The organism is Streptomyces sp. NPDC047315 (genome assembly GCF_040643215.1).
Taxonomy (GTDB): Bacteria; Actinomycetota; Actinomycetes; order Streptomycetales; family Streptomycetaceae; genus Streptomyces.
Map to the genome: position 1 here is coordinate 16,446 of NZ_JBEYTZ010000035.1, position 24,156 is coordinate 40,601.

The 24,156-nt window shown below is 72.3% G+C and carries 24 protein-coding genes; 16 read left to right on the top strand and 8 right to left on the bottom strand.

Annotated features, from left to right (window positions below):
- Nucleotides 1-7 precede the first annotated feature (7 nt).
- On the top strand, nt 8-415 hold the full coding sequence (locus tag ABZ842_RS31410) for a CoA-binding protein (protein ID WP_361544410.1): 408 nt from the start codon (nt 8-10) through the stop codon (nt 413-415).
- Between the two features lie 75 nt (nt 416-490).
- On the opposite strand, the gene ABZ842_RS31415 is transcribed toward ABZ842_RS31410, so the two are convergent.
- Nucleotides 491-1,045 (bottom strand): YbaK/EbsC family protein, encoded by a 555-nt coding sequence (locus ABZ842_RS31415; RefSeq protein WP_361544413.1) that lies wholly within the window; start codon nt 1,043-1,045, stop codon nt 491-493.
- 114 nt (nt 1,046-1,159) lie between these two features.
- On the bottom strand, nt 1,160-1,732 hold the full coding sequence (locus tag ABZ842_RS31420) for an XRE family transcriptional regulator (RefSeq protein WP_361544416.1): 573 nt from the start codon (nt 1,730-1,732) through the stop codon (nt 1,160-1,162).
- 94 nt (nt 1,733-1,826) lie between these two features.
- On the opposite strand from ABZ842_RS31420, the gene ABZ842_RS31425 reads away from it, so the two are divergent.
- Entirely contained in the window at nt 1,827-2,693 is an 867-nt protein-coding gene (locus tag ABZ842_RS31425; protein ID WP_361544419.1) for an EamA family transporter, read from the top strand.
- Nucleotides 2,694-2,728: 35 nt separating this feature from the next.
- Here ABZ842_RS31425 and ABZ842_RS31430 read toward each other — a convergent pair whose 3' ends face one another.
- A complete protein-coding gene (locus tag ABZ842_RS31430) occupies nt 2,729-3,481 on the bottom strand; it encodes an acyltransferase (RefSeq protein ID WP_361544422.1) in 753 nt (250 codons plus the stop codon).
- Between the two features lie 370 nt (nt 3,482-3,851).
- Here ABZ842_RS31430 and ABZ842_RS31435 point away from each other — a divergent pair, with 370 nt between their 5' ends.
- From ABZ842_RS31435 to ABZ842_RS31455, 5 genes are all read left to right on the top strand, one after another.
- Nucleotides 3,852-5,696, top strand: coding sequence for an ATP-binding protein (locus tag ABZ842_RS31435; protein WP_361544425.1), 1,845 nt, complete (start codon nt 3,852-3,854; stop codon nt 5,694-5,696).
- 140 nt (nt 5,697-5,836) lie between these two features.
- The gene (locus ABZ842_RS31440; protein WP_361544428.1) at nt 5,837-6,262 is read left to right on the top strand and encodes a roadblock/LC7 domain-containing protein; all 426 of its coding nucleotides are present in this window, start codon (nt 5,837-5,839) and stop codon (nt 6,260-6,262) included.
- Nucleotides 6,259-6,627, top strand: coding sequence for a DUF742 domain-containing protein (locus ABZ842_RS31445; protein WP_361544431.1), 369 nt, complete (start codon nt 6,259-6,261; stop codon nt 6,625-6,627). Before ABZ842_RS31440 ends, ABZ842_RS31445 begins: the two co-directional genes overlap by 4 nt.
- 7 nt (nt 6,628-6,634) lie before the next feature.
- Entirely contained in the window at nt 6,635-7,258 is a 624-nt protein-coding gene (locus ABZ842_RS31450; RefSeq protein WP_361544434.1) for an ATP/GTP-binding protein, read from the top strand.
- Nucleotides 7,255-8,568 carry a cytochrome P450 gene (locus ABZ842_RS31455; RefSeq protein WP_361544437.1) on the top strand — a complete coding sequence of 438 codons (1,314 nt, stop codon included), beginning with the start codon at nt 7,255-7,257 and terminating at the stop codon, nt 8,566-8,568. The genes ABZ842_RS31450 and ABZ842_RS31455 overlap by 4 nt, the downstream gene beginning before the upstream one ends.
- 287 nt (nt 8,569-8,855) lie before the next feature.
- Here ABZ842_RS31455 and ABZ842_RS31460 read toward each other — a convergent pair whose 3' ends face one another.
- Together ABZ842_RS31460 and ABZ842_RS31465 are read right to left on the bottom strand one after the other, a co-directional pair.
- The gene (locus tag ABZ842_RS31460) at nt 8,856-10,088 is read right to left on the bottom strand and encodes a cytochrome P450 (protein WP_361544440.1); all 1,233 of its coding nucleotides are present in this window, start codon (nt 10,086-10,088) and stop codon (nt 8,856-8,858) included.
- Between the two features lie 174 nt (nt 10,089-10,262).
- Nucleotides 10,263-10,700, bottom strand: coding sequence for a DUF4442 domain-containing protein (locus ABZ842_RS31465; protein WP_361544599.1), 438 nt, complete (start codon nt 10,698-10,700; stop codon nt 10,263-10,265).
- 119 nt (nt 10,701-10,819) lie between these two features.
- Here ABZ842_RS31465 and ABZ842_RS31470 point away from each other — a divergent pair, with 119 nt between their 5' ends.
- The gene (locus tag ABZ842_RS31470; protein WP_361544443.1) at nt 10,820-11,854 is read left to right on the top strand and encodes a hypothetical protein; all 1,035 of its coding nucleotides are present in this window, start codon (nt 10,820-10,822) and stop codon (nt 11,852-11,854) included.
- Nucleotides 11,855-11,882: 28 nt separating this feature from the next.
- Here ABZ842_RS31470 and ABZ842_RS31475 read toward each other — a convergent pair whose 3' ends face one another.
- Together ABZ842_RS31475 and tuf are read right to left on the bottom strand one after the other, a co-directional pair.
- Nucleotides 11,883-12,725, bottom strand: a complete 843-nt coding sequence (locus tag ABZ842_RS31475) for a fused MFS/spermidine synthase (protein WP_361544602.1) — start codon at nt 12,723-12,725, stop codon at nt 11,883-11,885.
- Nucleotides 12,726-12,895: 170 nt separating this feature from the next.
- Nucleotides 12,896-14,104: an elongation factor Tu gene (gene tuf, locus ABZ842_RS31480; RefSeq protein ID WP_361544446.1), complete on the bottom strand. Its 1,209-nt coding sequence runs from the start codon at nt 14,102-14,104 to the stop codon at nt 12,896-12,898.
- A gap of 368 nt (nt 14,105-14,472) precedes the next feature.
- On the opposite strand from tuf, the gene ABZ842_RS31485 reads away from it, so the two are divergent.
- The 6 genes from ABZ842_RS31485 to lnt all read left to right on the top strand — a co-directional run bounded on the left by ABZ842_RS31485 (nt 14,473) and on the right by lnt (nt 20,107).
- Nucleotides 14,473-15,186: a TVP38/TMEM64 family protein gene (locus tag ABZ842_RS31485; RefSeq protein ID WP_361544449.1), complete on the top strand. Its 714-nt coding sequence runs from the start codon at nt 14,473-14,475 to the stop codon at nt 15,184-15,186.
- 110 nt (nt 15,187-15,296) lie between these two features.
- Nucleotides 15,297-16,169, top strand: coding sequence for an undecaprenyl-diphosphate phosphatase (locus ABZ842_RS31490; RefSeq protein ID WP_361544452.1), 873 nt, complete (start codon nt 15,297-15,299; stop codon nt 16,167-16,169).
- A 296-nt stretch (nt 16,170-16,465) separates the two neighbouring features.
- A complete protein-coding gene (locus tag ABZ842_RS31495) occupies nt 16,466-16,654 on the top strand; it encodes a hypothetical protein (RefSeq protein WP_361544455.1) in 189 nt (62 codons plus the stop codon).
- Between the two features lie 101 nt (nt 16,655-16,755).
- Nucleotides 16,756-17,955, top strand: a complete 1,200-nt coding sequence (locus ABZ842_RS31500) for a methyltransferase (protein WP_361544458.1) — start codon at nt 16,756-16,758, stop codon at nt 17,953-17,955.
- A gap of 51 nt (nt 17,956-18,006) precedes the next feature.
- Nucleotides 18,007-18,462, top strand: coding sequence for a nuclear transport factor 2 family protein (locus ABZ842_RS31505; RefSeq protein WP_361544461.1), 456 nt, complete (start codon nt 18,007-18,009; stop codon nt 18,460-18,462).
- Nucleotides 18,463-18,598: 136 nt separating this feature from the next.
- Nucleotides 18,599-20,107 (top strand): apolipoprotein N-acyltransferase, encoded by a 1,509-nt coding sequence (gene lnt, locus ABZ842_RS31510; RefSeq protein WP_361544464.1) that lies wholly within the window; start codon nt 18,599-18,601, stop codon nt 20,105-20,107.
- Here lnt and ABZ842_RS31515 read toward each other — a convergent pair.
- On the bottom strand, nt 20,082-20,987 hold the full coding sequence (locus ABZ842_RS31515; RefSeq protein WP_361544467.1) for a Gfo/Idh/MocA family oxidoreductase: 906 nt from the start codon (nt 20,985-20,987) through the stop codon (nt 20,082-20,084). The genes lnt and ABZ842_RS31515 overlap by 26 nt on opposite strands.
- A gap of 1,082 nt (nt 20,988-22,069) precedes the next feature.
- Between ABZ842_RS31515 and ABZ842_RS31520 the strand changes: the two genes are divergently transcribed.
- Nucleotides 22,070-23,038, top strand: coding sequence for a hypothetical protein (locus ABZ842_RS31520; RefSeq protein ID WP_361544470.1), 969 nt, complete (start codon nt 22,070-22,072; stop codon nt 23,036-23,038).
- Nucleotides 23,035-24,147 carry an FAD-dependent oxidoreductase gene (locus ABZ842_RS31525; protein ID WP_361544473.1) on the top strand — a complete coding sequence of 371 codons (1,113 nt, stop codon included), beginning with the start codon at nt 23,035-23,037 and terminating at the stop codon, nt 24,145-24,147. Before ABZ842_RS31520 ends, ABZ842_RS31525 begins: the two co-directional genes overlap by 4 nt.
- Nucleotides 24,148-24,156: the final 9 nt, after the last annotated feature.

The following is a 24,156-nucleotide window of genomic DNA, read 5'->3' on the forward strand; positions in this document are numbered from 1 at the left end:
CGCAGGTATGTACGCAGACGACGAGACGATCCGCAGGATCCTCACTTCGACGGGCCCCACGTGGGCGGTGGTCGGCCTGTCCAACAACGAATCGCGGGCGGCGTACGGGGTCGCGCGCGTCCTCCAGCGCTTCGGCAAGCGGATCGTTCCGGTCCACCCCAAGGCGGAGACGGTCCACGGCGAGCAGGGTTACGCGTCCCTGGCCGACGTCCCCTTCGAGGTGGACGTGGTCGACGTCTTCGTCAATGCGGAGCTGGCGGGCGCCGTCGCGGACGAGGCGGTGGCCAAGGGGGCGAAGGCGGTGTGGTTCCAGCTCGGCGTGGTCGACGAGGCGGCGTACGAGCGCACCCGGGCCGCCGGCCTGGACATGGTGATGGACCGCTGCCCGGCGATAGAGATCCCGCTGCTGGACTGAGGGCGCGGGCCGGCGTCGTCGAGTCGGGTGCGGGCCCGGGGTGGTGGTGCCGCACGGGCCCGCGACGGTGCGCGGTCAGGCGCCGAGGCCCTCCAGGACGACCGCGTTCGGCAGCCCGGCGAACGCCTTGCCCGGCACGATCAGCTTTCCGCGCCGGCGCCCGCTGCCGATGAGCACCCACGGGGTGTCGACGACGGCGGAGTCCACCAGGACCGGCCAGGCTGCGGGCAGTCCGACGGGGGTGATCCCGCCGTACTCCATCCCGGTCTGACCGGTCGCGGTCTCCCTGGAGACGAAGGACGCCTTGCGCGCGCCCAGGTGCTTGCGGACGACTCCGTTGACGTCGGCCCGGGTGTGGGAGAGCACCACACAGGCCGCGAGCGTGGCCTCACCGGCGCGCTTGCCGGCCACCAGGACGCAGTTCGCGGACTGCCGCAGCAACTCCTCGCCGTGGTGCGCCACGAAGTCGGCGGTGTCGGCGATCTCGGGGTCGGTGTCGACGTAGATCAGCTGGTCCGCGGGGACGTCGCCGGTCCAGTTCCGTACGGCGTCCGCGACCGGGGGCACGAGCAGGTCCAGGCGGTCGGGGGCGGGTCGGGCCTCGTCGAAGGAGCCGATGGGTGCGCGCATGTCCGCACGCTAACAGCGCCCGCGTCCCCGCGGCCAAGCCGTTCCGCCCGCCGGCGGGCGGTGGAACCGGCGGCGGGCGGTGGAACCGGCGGCGGGCCGAAGGGGGTTGGGGGCTCAGGGCACGGGCGGGACGGAGACCGCCATCGTCATCTCCATGGGCTCGTCGCCGTCGTTGCGGTAGCCGTGCGGGACGTTTGACTCGAAAGTCGCGGACGCCCCCGCGGGCACGGTGTGTGCCACGCCGTCCACCACCAGCGTGAGGACGCCCTCGGTGACGTGGAGCAGTTCGATCGTGCCGAGGGGGTGCGCGTCGGATGAGCTGCCGTCGCCGGGCATCAGCCGCCACTTCCACAGCTCCAGCGGGCCGCGCTTCTCGACGCCGATCAGCAGGGTGCTGGAGCTGCCTTCGGGGGTGGCCCACATCCGCACGCCCTGCTCCGCCGGGACGATCCGGACCTGCGGCCCCTGCTCGTGGTCGAGGAGCGTGGCGATGCTGATGCCGAGTGCGTCGGCGAGCTTCACCGTGGTGCCGACGCTGGGGTTCGTCCTGGCCTGCTCGATCTGGATGACCATGCCCCGACTGACCCCCGAGCGGGCGGCGAGGGCGTCGAGGGTGAACCCCCGCTCGCTGCGCCACCGCTTGAGGTTCCGGGCGAGCGCCTGGGTGAGCTGATCGAGGTCAGACACATTCCATCCAATAAATTGAATCCGAAGGTGCAGAATCTTGCACTACGGTGTTCTGTACCACCACGTCCAGCGCACTGTACTGCGAGGTCCTTCCATGGTCGCACTGTTCGCCCTGACCACCGCACTCCTGATGGGTCTCGCGGACGTCGGGGGCGGCCTGCTGACCCGACGGGCCCCGGCGCTCACCGTCGTCGTGGCCTCGCAGACCATCGCGGTCGTCGTCCTGTTCGCGATCGTCGTGGCGACCGGCGCCTGGCGGGAGGTCGGCCCGCAGCTCTGGTACGCGGTGGCGGCCGGCGTCATCGGCCCGGTGGCCCTGCTCTGCTTCTACCAGGCGCTCGCCATCGGCCCGATGGGCGTGGTGTCCCCACTCGGTTCCCTGGGCGTGGCCGTGCCCTTCGGCGCGGGGCTGCTGATGGGCGAGCGCCCCGGCCTGCTCCAGGTCGCCGGCGTGGCGGTCGCGGTGTGCGGCATCGTCCTCGCGGGCGGCCCCGAGTTGCGCGGCGAGCCCGTGCGCCGCCGGGCGCTGACGCTGACGCTCGGGGCGGCGTTCGGCTTCGGCGCGGTCATGGCGCTGATCGCCGAGGCGTCGTCGACCTTGCCGGGGCTCTTCCTCGCGCTCTTCGTCCAGCGTCTGACGAACGTCGCCGTCGGCGGTGCGGCGCTGTACGCGACGGTGCGGCGCGGCAAGCGGGCGCTGCCCGAGGAGGGCGGGCTCCACGTGCTGTGGACCTCCCTGCCGCTGCTCGCGTTCGTGGGCCTCGCGGACGTCGCCTCCAACGGCACGTACTCGCTCGCCGCCCAGGCCGGCCCCGTGACCGTCGCCGCCGTGCTGTCGCATCTGTACCCCGTGGTCACGGTGGTCACGGCGCTCCTCCTGCTCAAGGAACGGCTGCGCGGGATCCAGGCGACGGGCGCGGGCCTCGCCCTGGCCGGCGCCGTCCTGCTGGCCACCGGCTGAACCGACGGACCGACGGACCGGGCGCCAGCCGACGCTCACCCCTGCGCCCGACGCTCCGCATCGGCGAGGGCCAAGAGCTGCTCCGGGGTGGTCCCCTCCGGTATCGGCACGGGCGCCGGAGTGCGCAGCGGGGGCTCCCAGCCGCGCGCCGGGTCCCAACTCCGTACGACCCGGGCCGGCGCCCCCGCGACCACCGAGTGGTCGGGAACCTCGCCGCGGACCACCGCACCGGCCGCGACGACGACGTTGCGGCCCAGGCGCGCGCCCGGCAGGACGACGGCGCCGGTGCCCAGCCAGCAGCCGGGTCCGATCTCCACCGGCGCGGTGCGCGGCCACTGCCGGCCGACCGGCTGGTGGGGGTCGTCGTAGCTGTGGTTGGTCGAGGTGATGTAGACGTACGGACCGCAGAAGGTGTCCTTGCCGATCGTCACCCGGGTGTCCGCGACGACGTGGCTGCCCCGGCCCAGGACCACGCCGTCGCCCAGGGTCAGGATCGGGTCGGGTCCCAGGTCGAGCCCGGGCATCATGCCGGCCGTGAGGGTGACCTGCTCGGCGACGATGCAGTGGGCGCCCAACTCGATCCACTGCTCCCCGAACACGGTGCCCTGGGGGAACGCCAGCCGGGTGCCGGGGCCGAAGGCCCTGAACCGCAGCCGCCCGGGACGGTCGGCCGTGACGGCGCCGGCGTCCACCGCCCACCCCCAGGCACGGTGCAGCCCGCGGGTCACTGCCCCGCGCCACCAGGCGGAAGGCGACGGGAACGAGAACGTGTTTCTGTTCTTGGGCACGCGGACACGGTAGTCGGCCCCGGCGACGGCGTTCAGGCCCGCGCCCTGTGATGTTCGCCCCACGCGCCGAAAGACCCTCCTGCCGCGGGCCCCATTTACCACGATCGCGGCGTCCGCACGGCGACTTCGGCGCGAAGTCCTCCGTTCTGTGGGCGTCCGCGCCGTCCCGGCACGCCCCCGACACCCCGTGGCTAGCATGAGCGCCACCTACTTGCGGAAGATCACCGTCAACTTGTGGCTTCCCTGGGGGTGTTCGGCCGTGGCGCCCCGGCCGGACCGCGCCATCCGACAGACCTCCAGTCCTCCCGTCCGTCCTCCCGGCTTCGCCCCGGATCGCCCCGGACTCCAGACTCCAGCAGCGAGGGACCGAATGTCCGTGCCAGTCGCCCGGAAAACGCACCGGATACGCACGTCACCGCCGTCCGCGTACGCACCGGCCTCGATCGCCGTGGCCACCGCCGCGGCCGGTGCCGCGATCGTCGCGGCCCCGGCGTCGGCCAGCACCTTCGTCGCGGTCACGGTCACCGTCGCCTGGTCGTGGTTCACCACCGCGGTCGTGGTCGGCTCCGTCGCCGCCCGCAGGCTCCGCGGCGCGGAGGCCACGGCGCGCGTGGACGCCGCGTCGCTGCGCGCCCGGGCGGTCCGCGCCGACGCGGACCTCGCCCAACTCCTCGACGTCACGCTGCCGCTGGTCACCCGGAGGCTGCGGGACGGCGAGCGGGCCGACGACGTGCTCGCCGGGGTGCCGGCGCCCGCGCACGCCCGGCTGCGGGGCCTGCTGCGGCTGTTCGCCGTGGAGCTGGACACCAGCGAGCGGGTGGCCAGGACCGCCACGGCCGAGAGCGTCGCCGCGGTGCGCCGGCTGACCCGCGCCACCGACGAGTTGGACCGGCTGATGACGGTGACGCTGCCCGACGCGGTCGCCCGGCTGCGTTCGGGCGCCTCGGCCGACACCGCGCTCGCCGCGCTGGAGCCGCCCGACGACGACCGGCTCCGGGTCGTCCTGGACTCCGTCGTGCGCGAGTTCGCGGTGAGCGAGCGGCGGGCCGCCGCCGTCATGGGCGCGGGCACCAAGGCCCTCAGCCAGGTCCAGGCGAAGGCGGTGAGCATGCTCGCCGACCTTCGGGAGTTGCAGGATCGTCACGGCGGGGAGATCTTCGGCGATCTGATGCGGCTCGACCACAACACCTCGCAGCTGGGGCTGTTGGCCGACCGGCTGTCGCTGCTGATGGGCGGACGCACCAGCCGCACCTGGAACCGTCCGATCCGCACGGAGAGCATCCTGCGCGGCGCGGTCGGCCGGATCGCGGCGTACCGACGCGTCCGGCTGCACGTCTCCGGAGACGCCAAGATCGTCGGGTACGCCGCCGAAGCCGTGATGCACCTCCTTGCGGAGCTGATGGACAACGCGGCGAACTTCTCGCCGCCCATCGACGAGGTCCACGTCTACGTGGAGGAGCGCACCGCGGGGCTCGTGGTCACCATCGAGGACAGCGGGCTGAAGATGTCGGAGGCGGCGATGCGCCGGGCGGAGGAGGCGGTCTCCGGCCGCGCCACCGACCTCGCGTATCTGCGCAGCACCCGGATCGGGCTCGTCGTGGTGGGCCTGCTGGCGGTCAAGTACCACCTGACCGTCACCTACCGTCCGTCCTCCCGCGGGGGCACCGGGGTGGTGGTCCTCTTCCCGCCGCAGCTGCTGCACCAGGAGCAGGTCGGCGCCGACCCGGAGGGCGAGTTCGCCCACGGCTCCCCGGAGGTGCCGGCGAGCGCCCCGGCCGTCCCCGACGCGCTCGCCGCCGACGCGTACGCGTACGACGTGCTCGCCGCCCCCGCGCCGCAGCTGCGCCGCCCGGAGCCGGCGCCGCCCGCCGCGGTGCGGCCCGCTCCCAACCACTCGGACGTGGCGCCCCCCTTCGACGTGGCGCCGCCGCCCGCCTCGCCGCTGCTGCCCCTCCAGGGCTCGCCCCTGGCGACCCCGAACGGCCTGCCCGTACGCCCCCGCGGGCGCACCATGGCCGCCGCGGACCGCCGTCGACCCGAGCACGACGCGGTCTCCGACGCGGCCCCGGGCCATGCGGCGACGGCGCCCGACGGAGCCGCGGCCCTGCGCGGTCGGCCCGCGCGCGACGTCGGCGCCCGGTTCAGCGCGTTCCACCAGGCGCGCCGGCGGCCCGGACCGCCGGGTCAGCCCCCGGGCGCTTCCGCGGCGCCGTGAGGCGGGCCCGGGGCCCGCACCGGCGCCCGCCTACCCGCCCGCCTCCCGAACGGCTACCGCCCCCGACCGACCCCCGACGACGGACAGGAGGAACGGGCCGGTCCCCCGGACGACCACCGGGGGCACCGCCCCGCCCGACCATGCAACAGACCACCGACACCAGCCTGACCTGGCTCCTGGAGGGCCTCCTCGACCGAGTCCCGGGCACCCGGCACGCCCTGGTGCTCTCCCGCGACGGGCTGAAGCTGTGCTGGAGCCCGCACCTCACCCTCGACCAGGCCGACCAACTCGCCGCGATCTGCTCGGGCATCCAGGCCCTGGCGCAGGGCGCGTCGGTGGAGTTCGGGGACGGCTCCGGCGGCGTGCGCCACTCGATGACCGAGTTCCACGGCGGGCTGCTCTTCATCGTCGAGGCCGGTGAGGGGGCCCATCTCGCGGTGGTCGCCGAGGACGGCGCCGAACCCGGCGCCGTCGGCCACCACATGACCGAACTCGTCGACCAGATAGGGGACCACCTGCGCGCCGAACCACGCGCCCGGGCCGCCCGGGAGAGCTCCCCCTCATGATCCGCCGCCCCGTCGACCTGGGGGAGCCGGACCGCCTGTACACCGTCACCGGTGGCCGCAGCCGGGTCTACGACGACCAGGCGAACGCCTTCGACCTCGTGACGCTGGTCGTCAGCGAGTGCGGACCGACGCCGGGCATGCAGTCCGAACACGCCCGGATCCTCACGCTGTGCCGGCATCCGATCTCCGTGGTCGAGATCTCGGCCGAGCTGCGGCTGCCGGTGACGGTGGTGCGGATCCTGCTCGGTGACCTGTTGACGACGGGGCGCATCACCGCACGACGGCCGAGGACGGCCGGCCCGCTCGACGGGCTGCCCGACACGGCCCTCCTTGAGGAGGTGCTCGTTGGACTCCGCAACCTCTGAACCCACCGTGACCACGACGACCACGGCAGCCGCCGAACTGCCCGGCCGTACGCCCCTGATCGACACGGCCGACACCGGCCTGAAGATCGTGATCGTGGGCGGCTTCGGGGTCGGCAAGACCACCCTGGTGCGCTCGGTGAGCGAGATCCGGCCGCTGAACACCGAAGAGGTGATGACGCAGGCGGGCGTCGGCGTCGACGAGACCGCCGGGCCCATGACGAAGTCCACCACCACGGTGGCCTTCGACTTCGGCCGGATCAGCCTGAACGAACGGATGGTGCTGTACCTCTTCGGCGCGCCCGGGCAGGAACGGTTCTGGTTCCTGTGGGACCGCCTCTTCGCCGGCACGCTCGGCGCGGTCGTCCTGGTGGACACCCGCCGGATGAGCGACTCCTGGTACGCGATCGACCGGCTGGAGAGCCACGGCACCCCCTTCGTCGTCGCGGTCAACCGCTTCGACAACGACCCGGCGGCCTTCTCCCTGAAGGAGATACGCCAGGCGCTGTCGCTCGGCCCGCACGTGCCCCTGATCGACTGCGACGCCCGGGTCCGCGCCTCAGGCAAGTACGTACTGATCAGCCTCGTCAACCACCTCCACGAACTGGCCACGGCCCGGGAGACGACTCCATGACCGACCTCGCCGGGCCCCGGGACCACGCCCCCGTCCCCGAGTACCCCACCGCCGGCCCCTCCTGCGCCGTGCCGCCCGTCGACGGCGGTGCGCCGCCGGGCTGTCCGGCGCGCGTCGCTCTCAGCGGACTGGGCTACCAACAGACGCCGTCGCAGCTCTACCGGGCGCTGCGCAGCGAGCACGGGCCGGTGGCGCCGGTCCTCCTCGACGGCGACGTGCCCGCCTGGCTGGTGTTGGGGTACGCCGAGGTGGCCCATGTGACCAGCCACGACGAGTTGTTCGCCCGGGACTCCCGGCGGTGGAACCAGTGGGCGTCGATCCCCGCGGACTGGCCCCTGCTGCCCTACGTCGGGTACCAGCCGTCCGTGCTGTTCACCGAGGGCGCGGAGCACCAGCGGCGCGCCGGGGTCATCACCGAGGCGCTGGAGGCCGTCGACCAGTTCGAACTCTCCGAGGGGTGCCGGCGGATCGCGCACCGGCTGATCGACTCCTTCGCCGGCGGCGGACGCGCCGAGTTGATGTCCCTGTACGCGCATGCTCTGCCGATGCGGGCGGCCCTGCTGATGTGCGGCATGCCGATGGACGGCGCCGACACCGAGGACCTGGTGCAGGACCTGCGGATCTCGCTGGACGCGCACGAGGGGGACGACCCGGTGGCCGCGTACGCCAGGGTCGGGGAGCGGCTGCACCGACTGGTCGAGGAGAAGCGGGCGGTGCCCGCGCCGGACGTGGTCTCCCGGATGGCGGCGCACCCCGCCGGGCTCACCGACGACGAACTGGTCCAGGACCTGATCAGCGTGATCGCGGCGGCCCAGCAGCCGACGGCGAACTGGATCGGCAACGCCCTGCGGCTGCTGCTCACCGACGACCGGTTCGCGCTGAACGTCTCCGGCGGCCGGCTCAGCGTCGGGCAGGCGCTGAACGAGGTGTTGTGGCTGGACACCCCGACGCAGAACTTCATCGGCCGCTGGGCGGTGCGCGACACCAGGCTCGGCGGACGGCAGATCCGGGCCGGGGACTGCGTGGTGCTGGGCCTCGCCGCCGCGAACACGGATCCGCAGATCTGGCCCGAAGGACACGTCGGGGCGGAGAACTCCGCGCACATGTCCTTCAGCAACGGCGAGCACCGCTGCCCGTACCCGGCGCCGCTCCTCGCCGACGTGATCGCCCGGACGTCGGTGGAGACGCTGTTGGAGCGCCTGCCGGACACGGTGCTCGCGGTGGAGCCGGCGGAGTTGACGTGGCGTCCGTCGATCTGGATGCGGGGCCTGACGTCCCTTCCGGTGCGCTTCACCCCGATCGTCCGCTGAACACCCCACGCGCCTGCGCCGCTGGACGCAGCCGCCGTTTCCCTGCGGGAGCGTTGGCCTCCGCTGCCCGGTGGCGGGCTGTTCGCGCAGTTCCCCGCGCCCCTGTTTCGCTGACCCCGTCACTTGTCTGCGGGCCAGGGGCATGGGCATGGGCATTTAGGGGCGCGGGGAACTGCGCGACAAGCCACAGACGGGCCGCAGACGCAACGACACAGCCCGCCGCACGGCGAAACCGCGGCAGCGCAGCCGCACCGCAGGACGGGCCACGCGGGGCCTGCGGGCGTGGTCTAGGTCGCGGATTGTGCGGTGGGGGTGAAGCGCACCGGGAGGGAGGTCGGGCCGCGGGTGAACACGCCCTCTTCCCGCGGTTCGAAGCCGTCGGCGAACCTCAAGTCGGGCAGGTCGTCGAGGAGTTGGTTGAGACCGGTCTCCACCTCCGCCTTGGCGAGCAGCGCCCCGACGCAGAAGTGTCGGCCGAGGGCGAAGGCGAGGTGATCGGCGGCGGCGGAGAACGCGGTGGTGGCGTTGAGGTCGTCGCGGAAGACGTCGAAGCGGTCGGGGTCGCGGTAGCGGTCCGCGTCCCGGTTGGCGGCGCCTATGAGACAGGTGACCGTCGCTCCCGCGGGGATCGTGCCGCCGCTGACGGTCACCTCCGTCGCGGTCTGCCGCATGATCATGTGGACGGGCGGGGTGTGGCGCAGCGTCTCGGCGAGCGCCCGCCCGATCAGGCTGCGGTCCGCGCGTACCGCGGCGAACTGCTCGGGGTGCTTCAGCAGGCTCGTGAGCGTGCTCGCGATCGCCTTGTCGGTGGTCTCGCCGCCGGCCGACAGCAGCAGGCTGCAGAAGGACTTGATGTCCTCGTCACTCATCCGCACCCCGTCGATCTCCGCCCGGCACAGGCTGGAGAGCAGGTCGTCGCCCGGGTCGCGGCGGCGGTCCTGGATGATCGGGACCATGTAGTCGGCGAACTCGACGCGGGTGCGCAGTCCGGCGGCGTGGACCTCGGGGTCGGCCGCGAGGTTGCCGAGGAAGGCGACGATGCTGGTGTACCAGCCGTGGAACCGGTCGTGGTCCGCCTTGTCCAGTCCGAGCATGTCGGCGATGACGTTGACCGGGAGGCGGGTGGCGAAGGCGTCGACCAGGTCGGCCTCGCCGGCGTGGCGGAAGCCGTCGATCAACTCCCGGGAGTTGCGCTCGATGACGGGCAGGAACTTCTCTTGGAGGTCGCTGCCGCGGAAGGCGGGGGCGACCAGGGCCCGGCGCACCGAGTGTTCGCGTCCGCTGAGTTGGACGATCGTCTTTCCGTGGACGGGTTCGAGTTGCCAGTCGTAGTTGTCCGTGGTGTAGGCGGCGCCGTCCTTGAAGGCGCGGGCGACGTCCTCGTAGCGCGACAGGACGTAGCTCTGGGTGGGCTCGTGCCAGATCAGCGGGAAGTCCTCCCGCATGACGCGGTAGGCCGGATACGGGTCGGCGGCGAAGTCCGGCGAAAGGATGTCGGGTATCTGCTGGGCGGTGGCCATGGGACTCCTCGACAGTGTGACGGCCGTCTCACGCCAGGCTAGGCCCTTTCGGTGGGATTGCATCCGGGCCGGCCGGCAACTCCACGCGGCGGGCCACGGGCGCGCCGTGCGGCCCCCGGACCCCTGGGGCGCCGCACAGCACAGGGGCCCGACTGCGCGAACGCCCCGCGGCAGCTACGCGTTGGGGCGCAGCGTCCAGGCGATGGTCATCTCGCCGGTGACGGCGCCGTCCGCGCGCTGGATCGCCACGTGGACGTCGAACTCGGGCCGCTGCCCGGCGTCGAGTTCGGCGATGACGTCGGCCACCGGGCGGCCGAGCGTCGCGGTCGCCGTGACCTCGCCCTTCGCCAGCTTCTTGTAGCCGATCTCGGCGCGGACGGCGAGGGGCACGGCGCGGTGCAGTTGGTCGCCGAAGGCGGCGATCACGATCGCGCCGCTGGCGGACTCGGCGAGGGTGAACATGGCGCCGGCGTGCGGCCCCGCCACGTGGTTGTGGAAGGCGGCCTGGTCCGGCAGGCGCAGGACCGCGCGCTCGGCGGTGGTCTCCAGGTACTCCAGGTTCAGGGTTCGGACCATGGGGACGGTGGCGGTGAGCATCTCGCCCACGGACATCTGGTCAGCGCTCATGGCCGCGATGTTACCCGCGGGTAGCAGTCTTGGCCATCCCCGGCGCACGTCACCGCACCGGGCAGGCGTGGCCGCATTTCGGCCACCCTCTATGGTTACTCGCCATGTGGCCAGGACAGCAGCCGCCCGGGGGCGAGAACCCGCAGCACCAGAACCCGCAGCACCAGAACCCGTACCAACAGTCGGGGTATCCACAGCAGCCGAACCCCTATCAGCAGCCGGGGTACCAGCAGCCCAATCCGTACCAGCAGCCCACGGTTTCGCAGTACGCCGTACCGGGCCCGCCGCAACCGCCCCAGCCGCCGCAGGAGAACAAGAAGAAGACCACGCTCGTCGCGATCGTCGCCGTGACCGCCGTGGTCGCCACGGCGGTGGTCACCGGGGTCGTGGTGTTGCGCGACGACGACGGCGACGCGTCCGACAAGGCCGGTGGCGCCGCGGCCTCGTCGGCACCGCCCGCGTCCGCTTCCCCGTCGCAGCCGACGCAGGAGCCCTCCCCCACCGCGGACGACAATCCCCGCGGCGGAGCCACGGCGCAGCCGACGATCGCCGGCTGGAAGGTCGTCGTCAACCCCAAGCACGGCACGATGTTCGACGTGCCGCCGGAGTGGGAACTCCAGGGCGCCGGGGTGAGCACCGGCTTCGGCGACGAGAAGAAGGGCGACGGCTCCCCCGTCGTCGCGATGTCCGCGCCCGCGCACCTGAAGAACAAGTGGTGCGAGGCGGACTCCAACCGGGACGGCAAGAACGAGAGCTGGCGGCTGGCCTCGACCGGCACCAAGGGCGGCAAGGGCGCCAAGGACACCGCGACCGCAGCGTCCAACGAGGCGGTGAACTGGGTCTGGGCGGCCTATGCGCAGACCGAGCCCAAGGGCGTGGTGCGAGCGACCACGGCCACGTCGTACACCACCAAGTCCGGGCTGGTCGGCAGCGTGGCGACGGCGACGGCCGTCGGGACGAAGAAGCCCACGAAGTGCGACACCGACGGCAAGGCGATCGCCTTCAGCTTCAAGGACGCCCAGGGCGAGATCAAGTCGTGGGTGCTGTACGCGAACAAGGGCGTCAAGGACGAGTTGCCGGAGGCGACGGTCCAGCAGATCCTGAGCACCGTACGGCTCGCCAACCCCGTCGGGTCGTGAGACGCCGGCCGCCGGGCCGGCGCCGGCGTCAGCCGATGCCGAACGACCCGCCCGGCGGCTCGGGCGACGGCTCGGCGCCGTCGTCCCGTACGGGCAGCGCGCCCCCGATCAGCCGGGCGACGGCCGGCCCGTGCTCCATGCGCGCGGGGAAGGCGTCCGCGGCCGTGCGGCGCGCCAGCGCCGCGATGGCCTCGGTGTCGAAGGGCCGGCGCGAGGCGAGCAGCAGGACGTTGCCGAAGCGCCGCCCACGCAGTACGGCGGGCTCGGCGACCAGCGCGACTTCCGCGAACACGGCTGCGAAGGTGGCCAGTTGGGAGCGGAGGAAGGCGAAGGGGGCGCCGTCGGCGAGGTTGCCGGCGTAGACGCCACCCGGGCGGATGACGCGCTCCGCGGCCCGGGCGAACTCCACCGACGTCAGATGGGCGGGGACGCGCGAGCCGCCGAACACGTCCGCGACGAGGACGTCAACGCCGTCCGGCGGGGCCGCCGCCACGAAGGCGCGGGCGTCGTCGGCGTGCACCGCGACGCCGGCGCCGGCCGGCAGCGGGAGGTGCTCGGTCACCAGGGCGAGCAGCCCGCGGTCGGCCTCCACGACGTCCTGTCGCGAGCCCGGCCTCGTCGCGGCGACGTAGCGCGGCAGGCTCAGGGCGCCGCCGCCGAGGTGCAGCACGTCGAGCGGCGCCCCCTCGGGGGCGAGGACGTCCAGGAGGTGGGCGATGCGGCGGGCGTACTCGAACTCCAGGTGGGTGGGGTCGTCCAGGTCCACGTACGACTGCGGCGCCCCGTCGACCGTCAGCAGCCAGGCCCGCTCCCGGTCGACGTCGGGCAGCAGCCGGGCGGTGCCGTGGTCGACGGCGCGGACGACGGGTATCGCCTCGTCATGAGTCCCGCCCTCGTCCCCGTCCCCGTCCTCTGGGGATGACTGCTGTCCGTGCTGCGCGTGCTGGTCCACGTGTTCCATTGTGAACGCCGAAAGCGGCGGGGATGACCGCGGTGTGCCCGTCCCCCGCACGGGAGGACGGGCACACCGCCGCGGCGCGGTCAGACCACCTCGGTCACCGTGCCGGCGCCGACCGTACGGCCGCCCTCGCGGATCGCGAAGCCCAGCCCGGACTCCAGCGGCACCGGCCGGCCCAGCTCGACGGTCATGGTGACCGTGTCACCGGGGCGGGCGACGGCCGCCGCACCGAGGTCGACGTCCCCGACGACGTCCGCGGTGCGGATGTAGAACTGCGGTCGGTAGCCGGTGGCGACCGGGGTCGACCGACCGCCCTCGCGCTGCGACAGCAGATACACCTGCGCGGTAAACCTGCTGCTCGGGGTGGTGCTGCCGGGCGCCACGACCACGTGCCCGCGGCGCACCGCGTCCCGGGCGACGCCGCGCAGCAGCAGCGCGACGTTGTCGCCCGCCTCGGCGGACTCCATCGGCCGGCCGAAGGTCTCCAGGCCCGTGACGACCGTCTCGACGTCGGCGCCGATGACCTGCACCCGGTCGCCGACGCGGACGGTGCCGCGCTCGACGGCGCCGGTGACGACCGTGCCGCGGCCCGTGATGGTGAGCACGTTCTCCACCGACATCAGGAACGGCGCCTCGGTGTACCGCACGGGGACCGGAACGTAGGTGTCCACGGCGTCGAGCAGCGCCTCGACGGACGCGGTCCACCTCGGCTCGTCGCGCAGCGCCCCCAGCCCGGAGACCCGTACGACCGGCGCGGCGTCCCCGCCGTACCCGTGTTGGGTCAGCAGCTCGCGCACCTCCAGCTCCACCAGGTCGCTGAGCTCGTCGTCCGCCACGTCCGCGTAGCTGAGCGCGACGACGACGTGGTCGACGCCGACCTGGCGGGCGAGCAGCACGTGCTCGGCGGTCTGCGGCATGACGCCGTCGAGCGCGGACACGACGAGGATCGCCCCGTCGAGTTGGGCGGCGCCGGTGACCATGTTCTTCACGTAGTCGGCGTGGCCGGGCATGTCGACGTGCGCGTAGTGCCGGGTGTCGGTCTCGTACTCGACGTGCGCGATGTTGATGGTGATGCCGCGGCGCGCCTCCTCGGGCGCCCGGTCGATCCGGTCGAACGGCACGAAGCGGCTGGTGCCGCGGTCACTGAGCACCTTGGTGATGGCGGCGGTCAGGGTGGTCTTGCCGTGGTCGACGTGGCCCATGGTGCCGATGTTCAGGTGCGGCTTGGTGCGCACGTACGGCGTCTTGGGTGCGGTCTGCGCGTTCTTGGCTGCGGTGTGCGTGTTCTTCATCGGTGATCGTCCTCGAAGCTCGTGGCGTGGTGAGGACCCCTGGATGGTGCCGACCCTCCCCCTGTGGGGTCCCACCGGACGATCCGGGAAGGGTCAGCTTCGGGCGCCGTCGACGACGAGGAGAGCGGCAGCCCCCAGCAGCGCCGCGACTGCGGCGCTCTCTGCGGTGGAGGCGTACCGGAACATGCGCCGATCATGTCCGCCGCACGGGGTCCGCGTCGACTGGTTTTCACGGCGTCGCCGCGGCCGTGCCGTGGCCTTCGGCACCGGGCCCGACGGCCCGAACCGCGGTGTGCCACGGGGCGGATCGAGACCGGGTGAGGCCCCGGTTACGGCGATCACCGACCCCCGTCGGTTACTCTCCCCGGATGTTCGAGCCCGCGCCCGCTTCCGCGCCCTCCCCCGGTCTCGCAGTCCGCTGCGCCAGGGTGTTGTTCTCCCCCTGGTCCCGGCTGACGCTGCTGGCGCTGGTGCTCGCCACGGCCGGTGCGCTGGTGGTGGCGTACGAGCCGCAGCGACTGCTCTCCGAGGGCTGGCCGCCGGTGCAGTTGGGCGGGGTCGCCGCGGTCGTGCTGTACGCCGTGGCCTACGGGGCGTGCACCGCGGCCTTCGTGCCGCGTCCGCTGCTGAACCTCGCGGCCGGCGCGCTCTTCGGCTCCCAGGCCGGGCTGGTGTCGGCGGTGGCGGGCACGGTGTTCGGAGCGGGCATCGCGTTCGCACTCGGGCGGCTGCTGGGTCAGGACGCGCTGCGTCCGCTGCTGCGCGGGCGGTGGTTGAAGGCGGCCGATCACCAACTCAGCGCGCACGGGTTCCGCTCGATGCTCGCGGTGCGGCTCTTTCCCGGAATTCCGTTCGCCGCCGCGAACTACTGTGCGGCGGTCTCCCGTATGGGATATGCGCCTTTCTTGCTGGCCACGGCCATCGGTTCGATTCCGAACACCGCCGCGTATGTGATCGCGGGCAGCAGGGCGGGGTCGCCGACCTCTCCGGCCTTTGTGATCTCGACCGGCTTCATCGTGGTGACCGGGGTGATAGCCGCGGTCGTCGCCTGGCGCAAGCGCCACAGGTTGGGCCGGAATTAACCGTTCGTTCACCCCTTCGGGGGCACGAGCGTGCGCATCACTTCGGGGCGCTACGCTTCGCGCCGTCAGACCGCGATCATTTCTTCGCTTCTTGGGTGGCGTAGCTATTCATGTCTTGGTTCGAAGCATTCATCCTCGGACTCGTCCAGGGGCTCACCGAATTCCTGCCCATCTCGTCGAGTGCGCACCTTCGACTGACCGCGGCGTTCGCGGGCTGGCACGATCCGGGGGCGGCGTTCACCGCGATCACCCAGATCGGCACCGAGACCGCCGTGCTGATCTACTTCCGCAAGGACATCGCCAGGATCGTCTCGGCGTGGTTCCGCTCGCTCACCGACAAGGCGATGCGCAGTGACCACGACGCGCAGATGGGCTGGCTGGTCATCATCGGTTCGATCCCCATCGGGGTCCTCGGCATCACGTTGAAGGACCAGATCGAGGGCCCGTTCCGCGATCTGCGGCTGATCGCGACGACGCTGATCGTCATGGGCATCGTCCTCGGCGTCGCGGACCGCCTCGCCGCCCGCGACGAGACCGGCGGCCGGCACCGCGCGGTCAAGCAGCGCAAGACCCTGAAGGAACTGACCGTCAGGGACGGCCTGATCTACGGCTTCTGCCAGGCCATGGCCTTGATCCCGGGCGTCTCCCGCTCGGGCGCCACGATCAGCGGCGGTCTGCTGATGGGCTACACCCGGGAGGCGGCGGCCCGTTACTCGTTCCTGCTGGCGATCCCGGCGGTGCTCGCCTCCGGCGCGTACGAGTTGAAGGACGCTGGCGAGGGGCACGTGTCCTGGGGGCCGACGGTCTTCGCGACGCTGATCGCCTTCGTCGTCGGATATGCCGTTATCGCATGGTTTATGAAGTTTATTACGACAAAAAGCTTCATGCCGTTCGTGGTCTACCGCATCCTGCTTGGCATCCTCATCTTCGCCCTGGTCGGGGCGGGCGTGCTCAGCCCGCACGCGGGTGAGTCGGGCGGCTGAGCACGCCCCCGGGCAGTCCGGGACGGCCTGAGGCGGCACCTTCCGTACGGGATTCCCGTACGGAAGGTGCCGCTTCCTTTACCCCGTGCGACGACTCGTACGACATGAGCTTCGTCACCACACCGCACTTCACGCCGTTCGTAGCAAACCGATCAATCTCGCACCCCTATGTCCGATATCGCCCCCGTTTCTCCGGGCCGAACGGAGTGCGGAGGGTCACTCCACTGCCGGCGGCGGCGCTCCACGGACGCCGTCGCCCCGGTTTCCGTCCCCGCCCGAGGCCGTAACCTGAAGGCATGTCCACCCTCCCGAGCGAGTCCGAGGCCACCGCTGCCTCGTCGTCCTCCCCGTCCGCCGCCGAACTGAACGCACGCATCCGCGAGCTGTGGGCCGACGGGCGGCTGCCGGAGGAGAGGCGCGGGGAGTACGAGGCTCTGGTGCTGAAGTGGGCGACCGCGCTGGCGCACGTCGAGCGCGCGGCCTGAACCGCGCCCTCGCCCACGCCCCGACGCCGCCACCACCCCACCGGCCCAGCCGGACGGTGCGTAGCGGGCCGGCGTTCGAGCTCGGCTAGCCTGACTGCACGATGAACCGTCTGACCACGTCTTTGGCCACGCCCTGGGGCGACCTCGCGCTCGCCCGCTTCCCCGAGGACCCCCGCGACCCACTCCGCGCCTGGGACGCCGCCGACGAGTACCTGCTGCGGCACCTGGACGACCAGGGCACGGACCTGACCGGGGCGGTGACCGTGCTCGGCGACCGGTGGGGCGCGCTCACCGTCGCACTCGCCGCCCGCGGCGCGACGCCCGTGCAGATCACGGACTCCTCCCTCGGCCAGCGGGCGACCCGCGCGAACCTGGCCCGCAACGACGCGGCGCCGCAGGCCGTACGGCTGCTGTCGACCCGTGACGAGCCGCCGACGCGGATCGACGTGCTGGTGGTACGGGTGCCCAAGAGCCTGGCCCTGTTGGAGGACCAGCTCCACCGGCTCGCGCCCGCCCTGCACCGGGGCACCGTCGTCGTCGGCACCGGCATGGTCAGCGAGATCCACACCTCCACGCTGCAGCTGTTCGAGCAGCTCGTCGGAGAGACCCGCACCTCCCTGGCGGTGCGCAAGGCCCGGCTGATCTTCAGCACCCCCGATCCGTCGCTCCGGCCGCCGGCGAACCCCTGGCCCCTGCGGTACGCGCTGCCCGACGGCATCGGGCCGATGGCGGGCCGTACGGTGACCAACCACGCCGGCGTTTTCTGCGCTGACCGGCTCGACATCGGCACCCGGCTCTTCCTCGCCCACCTGCCGCAGCGGCAGGGCCCGCTGGACGTGGTCGACCTGGGGTGCGGCAACGGCGTCGTCGGCACCGCCGCCGCGCTGGCCAACCCGGACGCCACGGTGACCTTCGCCGACGAGTCGTTCTCCGCGGTCGCCTCCGCCGAGGCCACCCACCGCGAGAACGCCGGCCCGGCCGGCGCCGCCCGCTTCCTGGTCGGCGACTGCCTGGCCGACCTGCCGGACGCCTCGGTGGACCTGGTGCTGACCAATCCGCCCTTCCACTCGCACCGGGCGACGACCGACACCACCGCGCGCCGGATGTTCTTCGACGCCCGCCGCGCACTGCGGCCCGGCGGCGAGCTGTGGGTCGTCGGCAACCGCCATCTGGGCTACCACGTCCGCCTCCGCCGGCTCTTCGGTGACTGCGAGGTGGTGGCGAGCAATCCGAAGTTCGTGGTGCTGCGGGCCACGGCCGACCCCGCCCGCGTCCGCCGTTCGCGTGCCGGCGCGCGCTGACTGGCCTGCACGAGTCTTGGCCCCCGGCCTCCGCTGTCCGACACTGAGCCGATGACGCAGCGCGTGGATCTTTCGACCGTGATGGACCGACTGGCCATCGACGATCTGGTCACGGGGTACGCGGTGGCCGTGGACGACGGCGACTGGAGCGCCTTCCGGGACCTGTTCACCGATGACGGGCGGATGGACTGCCGCAGCCCGGGCGGCATCGAGGGGGCGATCCCGGAGGTGACGGACTGGCTGACGCAGTCGTTGCGGCCGTTCCCGGTGCGCCAGCACCTCATCGTCAACCGCCGGGTGACCATCCAGGACCTCGGGGGCTACCCCGGCGACCGCGCCGAGGTGCAGGCCGACTACGTGTGCCCGATGCGGTGGGAGTCGGGCGAGGACCTCGTGGCCGGCGGGCGGTACCGGTTCTCCCTCACCCGTACGGACGAGGGGTGGCGGCTGAGCGGCGTGGTGGTCCAGGAGCGGTGGCGGCGCACTTCCACCGACCGGAGCGACTGACACCGGCCCGGCGCGCCCCACCGGGCGCCGTGCGACCACGGGTGCGTTTGTCCCTCCCCCGACCCGCGCACACACTGGGGAGGGGCGCCCCGCGGGGCGTGCCGCTCGCCGTCCGGCAGTGCCGAGGAGTCGCCGCATGCGGATGCCGGCCACCCGCAAGAGGGCCGTTGCCGCGTTCGTCGCGGGCGCGCTGCCGGTGTTCTCCTTCCCGGCGCCCGCGCTGTGGTGGTTCGCGTACGTGGCCCTGGTGCCGTGGCTGCTGTTGCTGCGCACCGCGCCGACGGGCCGCCGGGCGGCCTTCGAGGGCTGGCTCGGCGGCACCGGCTTCCTGATCGCCGTGCACAGTTGGCTGGTGCCGAACCTGCACGTCTTCATCGTGCTGCTGGCCGCGCTGCTCGGGCTGTTGTGGGCGCCCTGGGGTTGGCTGGTGCGCGCCCTGCTCGGCGCGGCGCCGTCGGCGTGGCGGGCCGCGCTGGCGGTCGCGGCCGTCCCGTCGGGCTGGCTGATGATCGAGCTGGTCCGCTCGTGGCAGGGGCTGGGCGGGCCGTGGGGGCTGATGGGGGCCAGCCAGTGGCAGGTGCCGCCCGCGCTGCGGCTGGCGTCCGTTGGCGGCGTGTGGCTGGTGAGCCTGCTGGTGGTGGCGGTGAACACCGCGGTCACCGCGGCGATCGCGCTCCCCCGGGCCCGGCTCGCGGGCATCGTGGCCGTGCTGCTCTGTGCGCTGGTCACCGGCGCCGCATCAGCGTGGGCGCCCCGGCCGCAGGTGCGTGGGCACGCGCGGATCGCGGTCGTCCAGCCGGGGGTGATCGCCGGCGTCGACCGGCGTCTGGCGCGCGAGGAGGAGCTGACGCGTGCGCTCGCCGGACAGCGGCTGGATCTGGTGGTGTGGGGCGAGAGCAGCGTGGGCGAGGACCTGTACGCGCGGCCCGGGCTGACGGCCGATCTCGCGGCGCTCTCCCGTGCCGTCGGCGCCGATCTGCTCGTCAACGTGGACGCCCGGCGCACCGGCGCGACCGGGAGTGACGGCGGGATCTACAAGAGCTCGGTGCTGATCGGGCCGCGGGGCCTGACGGGGCAGCGCTACGACAAGATGCGGCTGGTGCCGTTCGGGGAGTACGTGCCGCTGCGCTCCGTCCTCGGCTGGGTGACGTCGGTGGGCCGGGCGGCGCGGGAGAACCGGTTGCGCGGCACGCACCAGGTCGTGATGGAGCTGCCGGGCGGCGGCCCGCGCATCGGCCCGTTGATCTGCTTCGAGACCGCCTTCCCCGACATGAGCCGGAACCTGGTCAGGGACGGCGCCCAGGTCCTGGTCGCGCAGTCGTCGACGTCGACGTTCCAGGACAGCTGGGCGCCCGCGCAGCACGCCTCGCTGGGGGCGCTGCGGGCGGCGGAGACGGGGCGCTCCATGGTGCACGCCACGCTGACCGGGATCAGCGCCGCGTACGCACCGGACGGCGCCCCCGTCGGGCGCAGACTGCCGGTGCACAGCAGCACGGCCGAGGTGTACGACGTCCCGGTGGCGACGGGCACGACCCCGTTCGTGCGCTACGGCGACTGGGCGGTGTACGGCGCCCTCGGCGTGCTGGTCGCGCTGGGCGCCACCGTCGGCGTCCGACGGTTCAGCGGGCCTGGTCGAGGGCGCTGAGGACGACCTGTTCGCACAGTTCGTGGGTGCGCAGCGCGTCCTGGGCGCTGGGGACCCGTCCCGTGCGCACCGCGTCGAGGAAGCTCAGCGTTGCCTGCTCGATGCCGCGCTGGCGGGCCACCGGCACCCAGTCGCCGCGGCGGCGCACGCTGGGCTGTCCCTTGTGGTCGACGACCTCCGCGAGGTTGCGCACCTCGCGCTTGGTGTCCTGCCCCGAGACCTCCAAGATCTCCTCGGTGGAACCGCTGAGGTGGTTCATCACTCCGACGGCGGTGAATCCGTCGCCGGAGAGTTGGAGCAGGACGTGGTGCATCAGCCCGTCGACGATCCTCGCCCGGACGTCGGTGTGCGTGACCGTGCCGGGGACGAGGAAGCGGAGGGTGTCGACGACGTGGATGAAGTCGTCGAAGACGAAGGTGCGGGGGTCCTCGGGCAGGCCGACCCGGTTCTTCTGCATCAGGATCAGCTCACGCGGGTGCTCCACGCACTGGGCGTAGCCGGGCGCCAGGCGGCGGTTGAAACCGACGGCGAGGCCGGTGCCGCGGGACTCGGCGAGGGCCACCAGGCGCTGTGCGTCGGCGAGTTCGTACGCCAGCGGCTTGTCGCAGTAGGTGGGGACGCCGGCGTTCAGGAGCGCTTCGACGATCTCGGGGTGGGTGGCGGTCGGCGAGTGGACGAACGCCGCGTCCAGGCCCTGGTCGAGGAGGGCGTCCAGGGTGGTGTGCCGGTGGTCGTCGGGGACGCGGTGGGCGTCGCCGACCCGGGCGAGGGTGGCCGGCGTGCGGGTCTGGAGGTGGAGGTCGATTCCGGGCACGGAGCCCAGGACGGGAAGGTACGCCTTCTGGGCGATGTCTCCGAGACCGATGCAGCCGACCTTCACGAAGCCTCCTTGGCGCGCTCGCTTTCGCCCGCTCCGGGCCCGGCCAGCATACGTGGGCCGGGTCGGCCGCCCTTCGGCGATCCCGATGCGTTCGGCCGTGCGGCCTCGTCCGGCGCCAACGGCGGCTCGCCACGGTGGCGTTGGAGCAGTCGCGTGATTCACGCCGTGATATTCGGACGGCCGGGGGACGGTACCGCGGGTCGGTCTCGACGGTGCCGGTCCACGGCCCGGCCCGGTGGCGACGTACGAGTGCTTCGCCGGCATCGGGCGCTTGACCCTCGGTTTCCCCTTCGGTTTCCGCGCCCGCGGCGGATCCAGCAACGCCCCATAGTGCGTGGCGCGTATCGAAGAGTCCAAACGGGCCGAAGTGGGGAAATCGCGACCGCAAACACGACAGGGCGGCTTCCGCGCATCCCGTGAGCGCCGCATGGGCATCGCGGGCGAATCCATAGGCGGGGTTGACCCGTTGAACTTGGCATGTACTCTCTAATTGAGAGACGGCATCATTGAGGGAGACACGTTTTCTTCAGGGGGACTCATCCATGGCTGTGCAGCTCTTGAATTGCTCACTCGTCAATCGACGCGCCGGATGGGCGTTCACCTAGAGACGTGTCCAGACGGTGTGACGTACGGGCATTGCGGCTCCGCACGCAATTGCGGCGCGTGCGACGTTTTCCGAGCAGCGTAAATCGCCGATGAAGCGTTTCGCCATTCGAACGACTTCCAGCACGGGCTGACTCGGGCGGTACTCAGCAGGCCCCGATCTCTTGCGGTCATGCATTCCGCGCTGCTGGCCTTCCGCTGCGAGGGCGACGCCTTCGATCAGTTCGGCCGACTCATCGGGCAGCCCCCGCCGCTGAACGGCGCCGGTCGAACCGATGAACGGTGCCGGTCGGCGCTGTCCTCACCCGTCTGCGAGCCCTCGTGGGGCAGCACGTAGCTCAGCTCAAGGGCTGACACGTGCCACAAGATCCGCATCGGCCCGGGACAGGGCAACGCCCTGCTGCCCGCGCTCCTCCATTCCTCTTTCGTAGCGAAGCAGAGAAAGAGCCGCGACATCTCACTGAACGAAAGGCAAAGTCTTGACCAATTCGTCTTCCGGTCGGCAGATCGAGATCTCCTGGCCCGACCTGAACATCACCGTGACCGCGGAACTCGACGGCCGCAACACCGAACTCGCCGATGCGTTGTGGGAGTCGTTGCCCTACCGGAGTCTGCAGGGACACGCACTGGTGGCGGGAGAGCACCTCTACCACGCGGCACCGATCCCGTCGCTGCTGCACCTGTCCCCCTCCACCCGGATCGCCGATAGGCGAGATGCACCCAACGGGACCGTTTTCTGCTCCGGACTACAGCATTTGGGCATCAAATACGGCACGTTGACCGAGCCGATGCCGGCGGCCCCGGTGGGCCACATCATGCAGGCGGACATACCCGGACTGCTGGAGGCCGGGCAGGCGATCTGGGATTCGGTCTATTCGACGAAGAAGCCGATCCTCGCGGAGGTCCGAAAGGCGGGCTCCGCAGGCGGCCACAGCATTCCGCAGTTGCCCGCCGCGGATGCCGACGCGCAGCGTCTCATCCACGACGTGCATGCCGCGACCGAGCTGGCCTGGCTGTCCGGACCGCAGGAACTCACCGATCTCCACACGGGAGTGATCCCCTCCGGGGCCGGCAGTTTCGAGACGGTGCTGCCGACCCTGCTGTTCGTCAACGGCGAGACCCGCCCGCTGGGGTACGCCACGTACGGCGGTCTGGTGCGGGCCGCCGTCCAGGACATGCCGATGGACTCCCTGCGCCACATGACGCGCCTGTTGGTCGGCGTGCCCGCCGAGTTCCTGGGCTACTGCGGCCTGGAGCAGCTCTGGAGCTTCACCCAGCGCTTCCTCGCCTGCCTCGACCAGCTCGACCGCGACGACTTCCTGAGCGTGACGAGCCAGCTGGCCCTCTACGTCAACTGCCTGGGCGGCTGGAACCTGCACCTGTACCCGTGGGACTCCGGCGACCACCTGCGCCAACTGCGCCCCAGTGAACCGGTCGGCCGGTCGTGACCCGACTGCCCGAACGCGCGGACGCCGTCGTCATCGGCGGCGGTGTCATCGGCACGTCCGTGGCGTGCCAGCTCGCCGAAGCAGGCGTCAGTACGGTCCTGTTGGAGCGCGGCGCGCTCGGTTCCGGGTCGTCCGGGACCACCGCGGGCGTCGTGCGCACCTACTTCCCCGGCAACCCCCTCATCAGCAGCCTCGCCGTCCGCAGCCTGGCCGCCTACCACTCCTTCGCCGACCGGACCGGAACCGACCTCGGCCTGCAGCGCATCGGCCTGCTCGTGCTGTTCGGCGACGAACAGCAGGTGCGGGACTTCCGGGACACCCACGCCGCCCAGCGGGCAGCCGGAGTGGACGTCGAACTCGTGAGCCCGGCCGAAGCGGCGCGGCTCAATCCGCTGGTCGACGAGCGAACCGTGGTGGCGGCGGCCTGGTCGCCCGAGGCGTACGCCTGCGATCCGGTCGCGATCGTGCACGGCTACGCCACGGCCGCCCGGCAGGCCGGCGCCGTCCTGCACACGGACACTCCCGTCACCGGCATCGACCCGGACGGTCGGGTCCACACGCCCGCGGGCAGCATCCGCGCCGACTCCGTCGTCTGCGCGGCGGGCCCCTGGGCGGGGGCGGTCGCCGCCCTGGCCGACGTACGGGTCCCCGTCACCACCTACCCCGTCGACATGCTCCTGACCGACGCCCCCGGTGGTGCCCCGCGCAGCCCTCTGCCGATGACCATGCACCCCTCCAGCCTGCGGATCCGAAGCTGGGGGGACCGCGTCCTCGTCGGCATGGGCCGCCCCGCTGCGGACGAGACCCACCAGAGCTGGCTGCAACGGGTGTCACGGCACCTCGGCGGGACCTACCCGGCCCTCGCCGGCAGCGACCTTGAGGTCGGCTGGAGCGGGAACCTCGACGTCAGTCCGGACGGGATGGCCTTCATCGGCCGCGACCCCGTCCGCCCGTTCTTCTACGCGGCCGGCTTCTCGGGGCAGGGGCTGTGTCAAGCCCCCGCCGCCGGGGAGATCGTCCGAAACCTCGTGCTCGACGAGGAGCCCTGGACCGACACCACCGGCCTCTCCACCGCCCGCTTGCTCAGCGGCTCGGTCGAGGCCGGGTAGCACAGATTT

What these genes read in the sequence shown, in the direction of transcription:
- ABZ842_RS31410 (WP_361544410.1), top strand. Translation starts at nt 8, where the DNA reads ATGTACGCAGACGACGAGACGATCCGCAGGATCCTCACTTCGACGGGC.
- ABZ842_RS31415 (WP_361544413.1), bottom strand. Translation starts at nt 1,045, where the DNA reads ATGCGCGCACCCATCGGCTCCTTCGACGAGGCCCGACCCGCCCCCGAC.
- ABZ842_RS31425 (WP_361544419.1), top strand. Translation starts at nt 1,827, where the DNA reads ATGGTCGCACTGTTCGCCCTGACCACCGCACTCCTGATGGGTCTCGCG.
- ABZ842_RS31435 (WP_361544425.1), top strand. Translation starts at nt 3,852, where the DNA reads ATGTCCGTGCCAGTCGCCCGGAAAACGCACCGGATACGCACGTCACCG.
- ABZ842_RS31440 (WP_361544428.1), top strand. Translation starts at nt 5,837, where the DNA reads ATGCAACAGACCACCGACACCAGCCTGACCTGGCTCCTGGAGGGCCTC.
- ABZ842_RS31445 (WP_361544431.1), top strand. Translation starts at nt 6,259, where the DNA reads ATGATCCGCCGCCCCGTCGACCTGGGGGAGCCGGACCGCCTGTACACC.
- ABZ842_RS31455 (WP_361544437.1), top strand. Translation starts at nt 7,255, where the DNA reads ATGACCGACCTCGCCGGGCCCCGGGACCACGCCCCCGTCCCCGAGTAC.
- ABZ842_RS31460 (WP_361544440.1), bottom strand. Translation starts at nt 10,088, where the DNA reads ATGGCCACCGCCCAGCAGATACCCGACATCCTTTCGCCGGACTTCGCC.
- ABZ842_RS31465 (WP_361544599.1), bottom strand. Translation starts at nt 10,700, where the DNA reads ATGTCCGTGGGCGAGATGCTCACCGCCACCGTCCCCATGGTCCGAACC.
- ABZ842_RS31470 (WP_361544443.1), top strand. Translation starts at nt 10,820, where the DNA reads ATGTGGCCAGGACAGCAGCCGCCCGGGGGCGAGAACCCGCAGCACCAG.
- tuf (WP_361544446.1), bottom strand. Translation starts at nt 14,104, where the DNA reads ATGAAGAACACGCACACCGCAGCCAAGAACGCGCAGACCGCACCCAAG.
- ABZ842_RS31485 (WP_361544449.1), top strand. Translation starts at nt 14,473, where the DNA reads ATGTTCGAGCCCGCGCCCGCTTCCGCGCCCTCCCCCGGTCTCGCAGTC.
- ABZ842_RS31490 (WP_361544452.1), top strand. Translation starts at nt 15,297, where the DNA reads ATGTCTTGGTTCGAAGCATTCATCCTCGGACTCGTCCAGGGGCTCACC.
- ABZ842_RS31495 (WP_361544455.1), top strand. Translation starts at nt 16,466, where the DNA reads ATGTCCACCCTCCCGAGCGAGTCCGAGGCCACCGCTGCCTCGTCGTCC.
- ABZ842_RS31500 (WP_361544458.1), top strand. Translation starts at nt 16,756, where the DNA reads ATGAACCGTCTGACCACGTCTTTGGCCACGCCCTGGGGCGACCTCGCG.
- ABZ842_RS31505 (WP_361544461.1), top strand. Translation starts at nt 18,007, where the DNA reads ATGACGCAGCGCGTGGATCTTTCGACCGTGATGGACCGACTGGCCATC.
- lnt (WP_361544464.1), top strand. Translation starts at nt 18,599, where the DNA reads ATGCGGATGCCGGCCACCCGCAAGAGGGCCGTTGCCGCGTTCGTCGCG.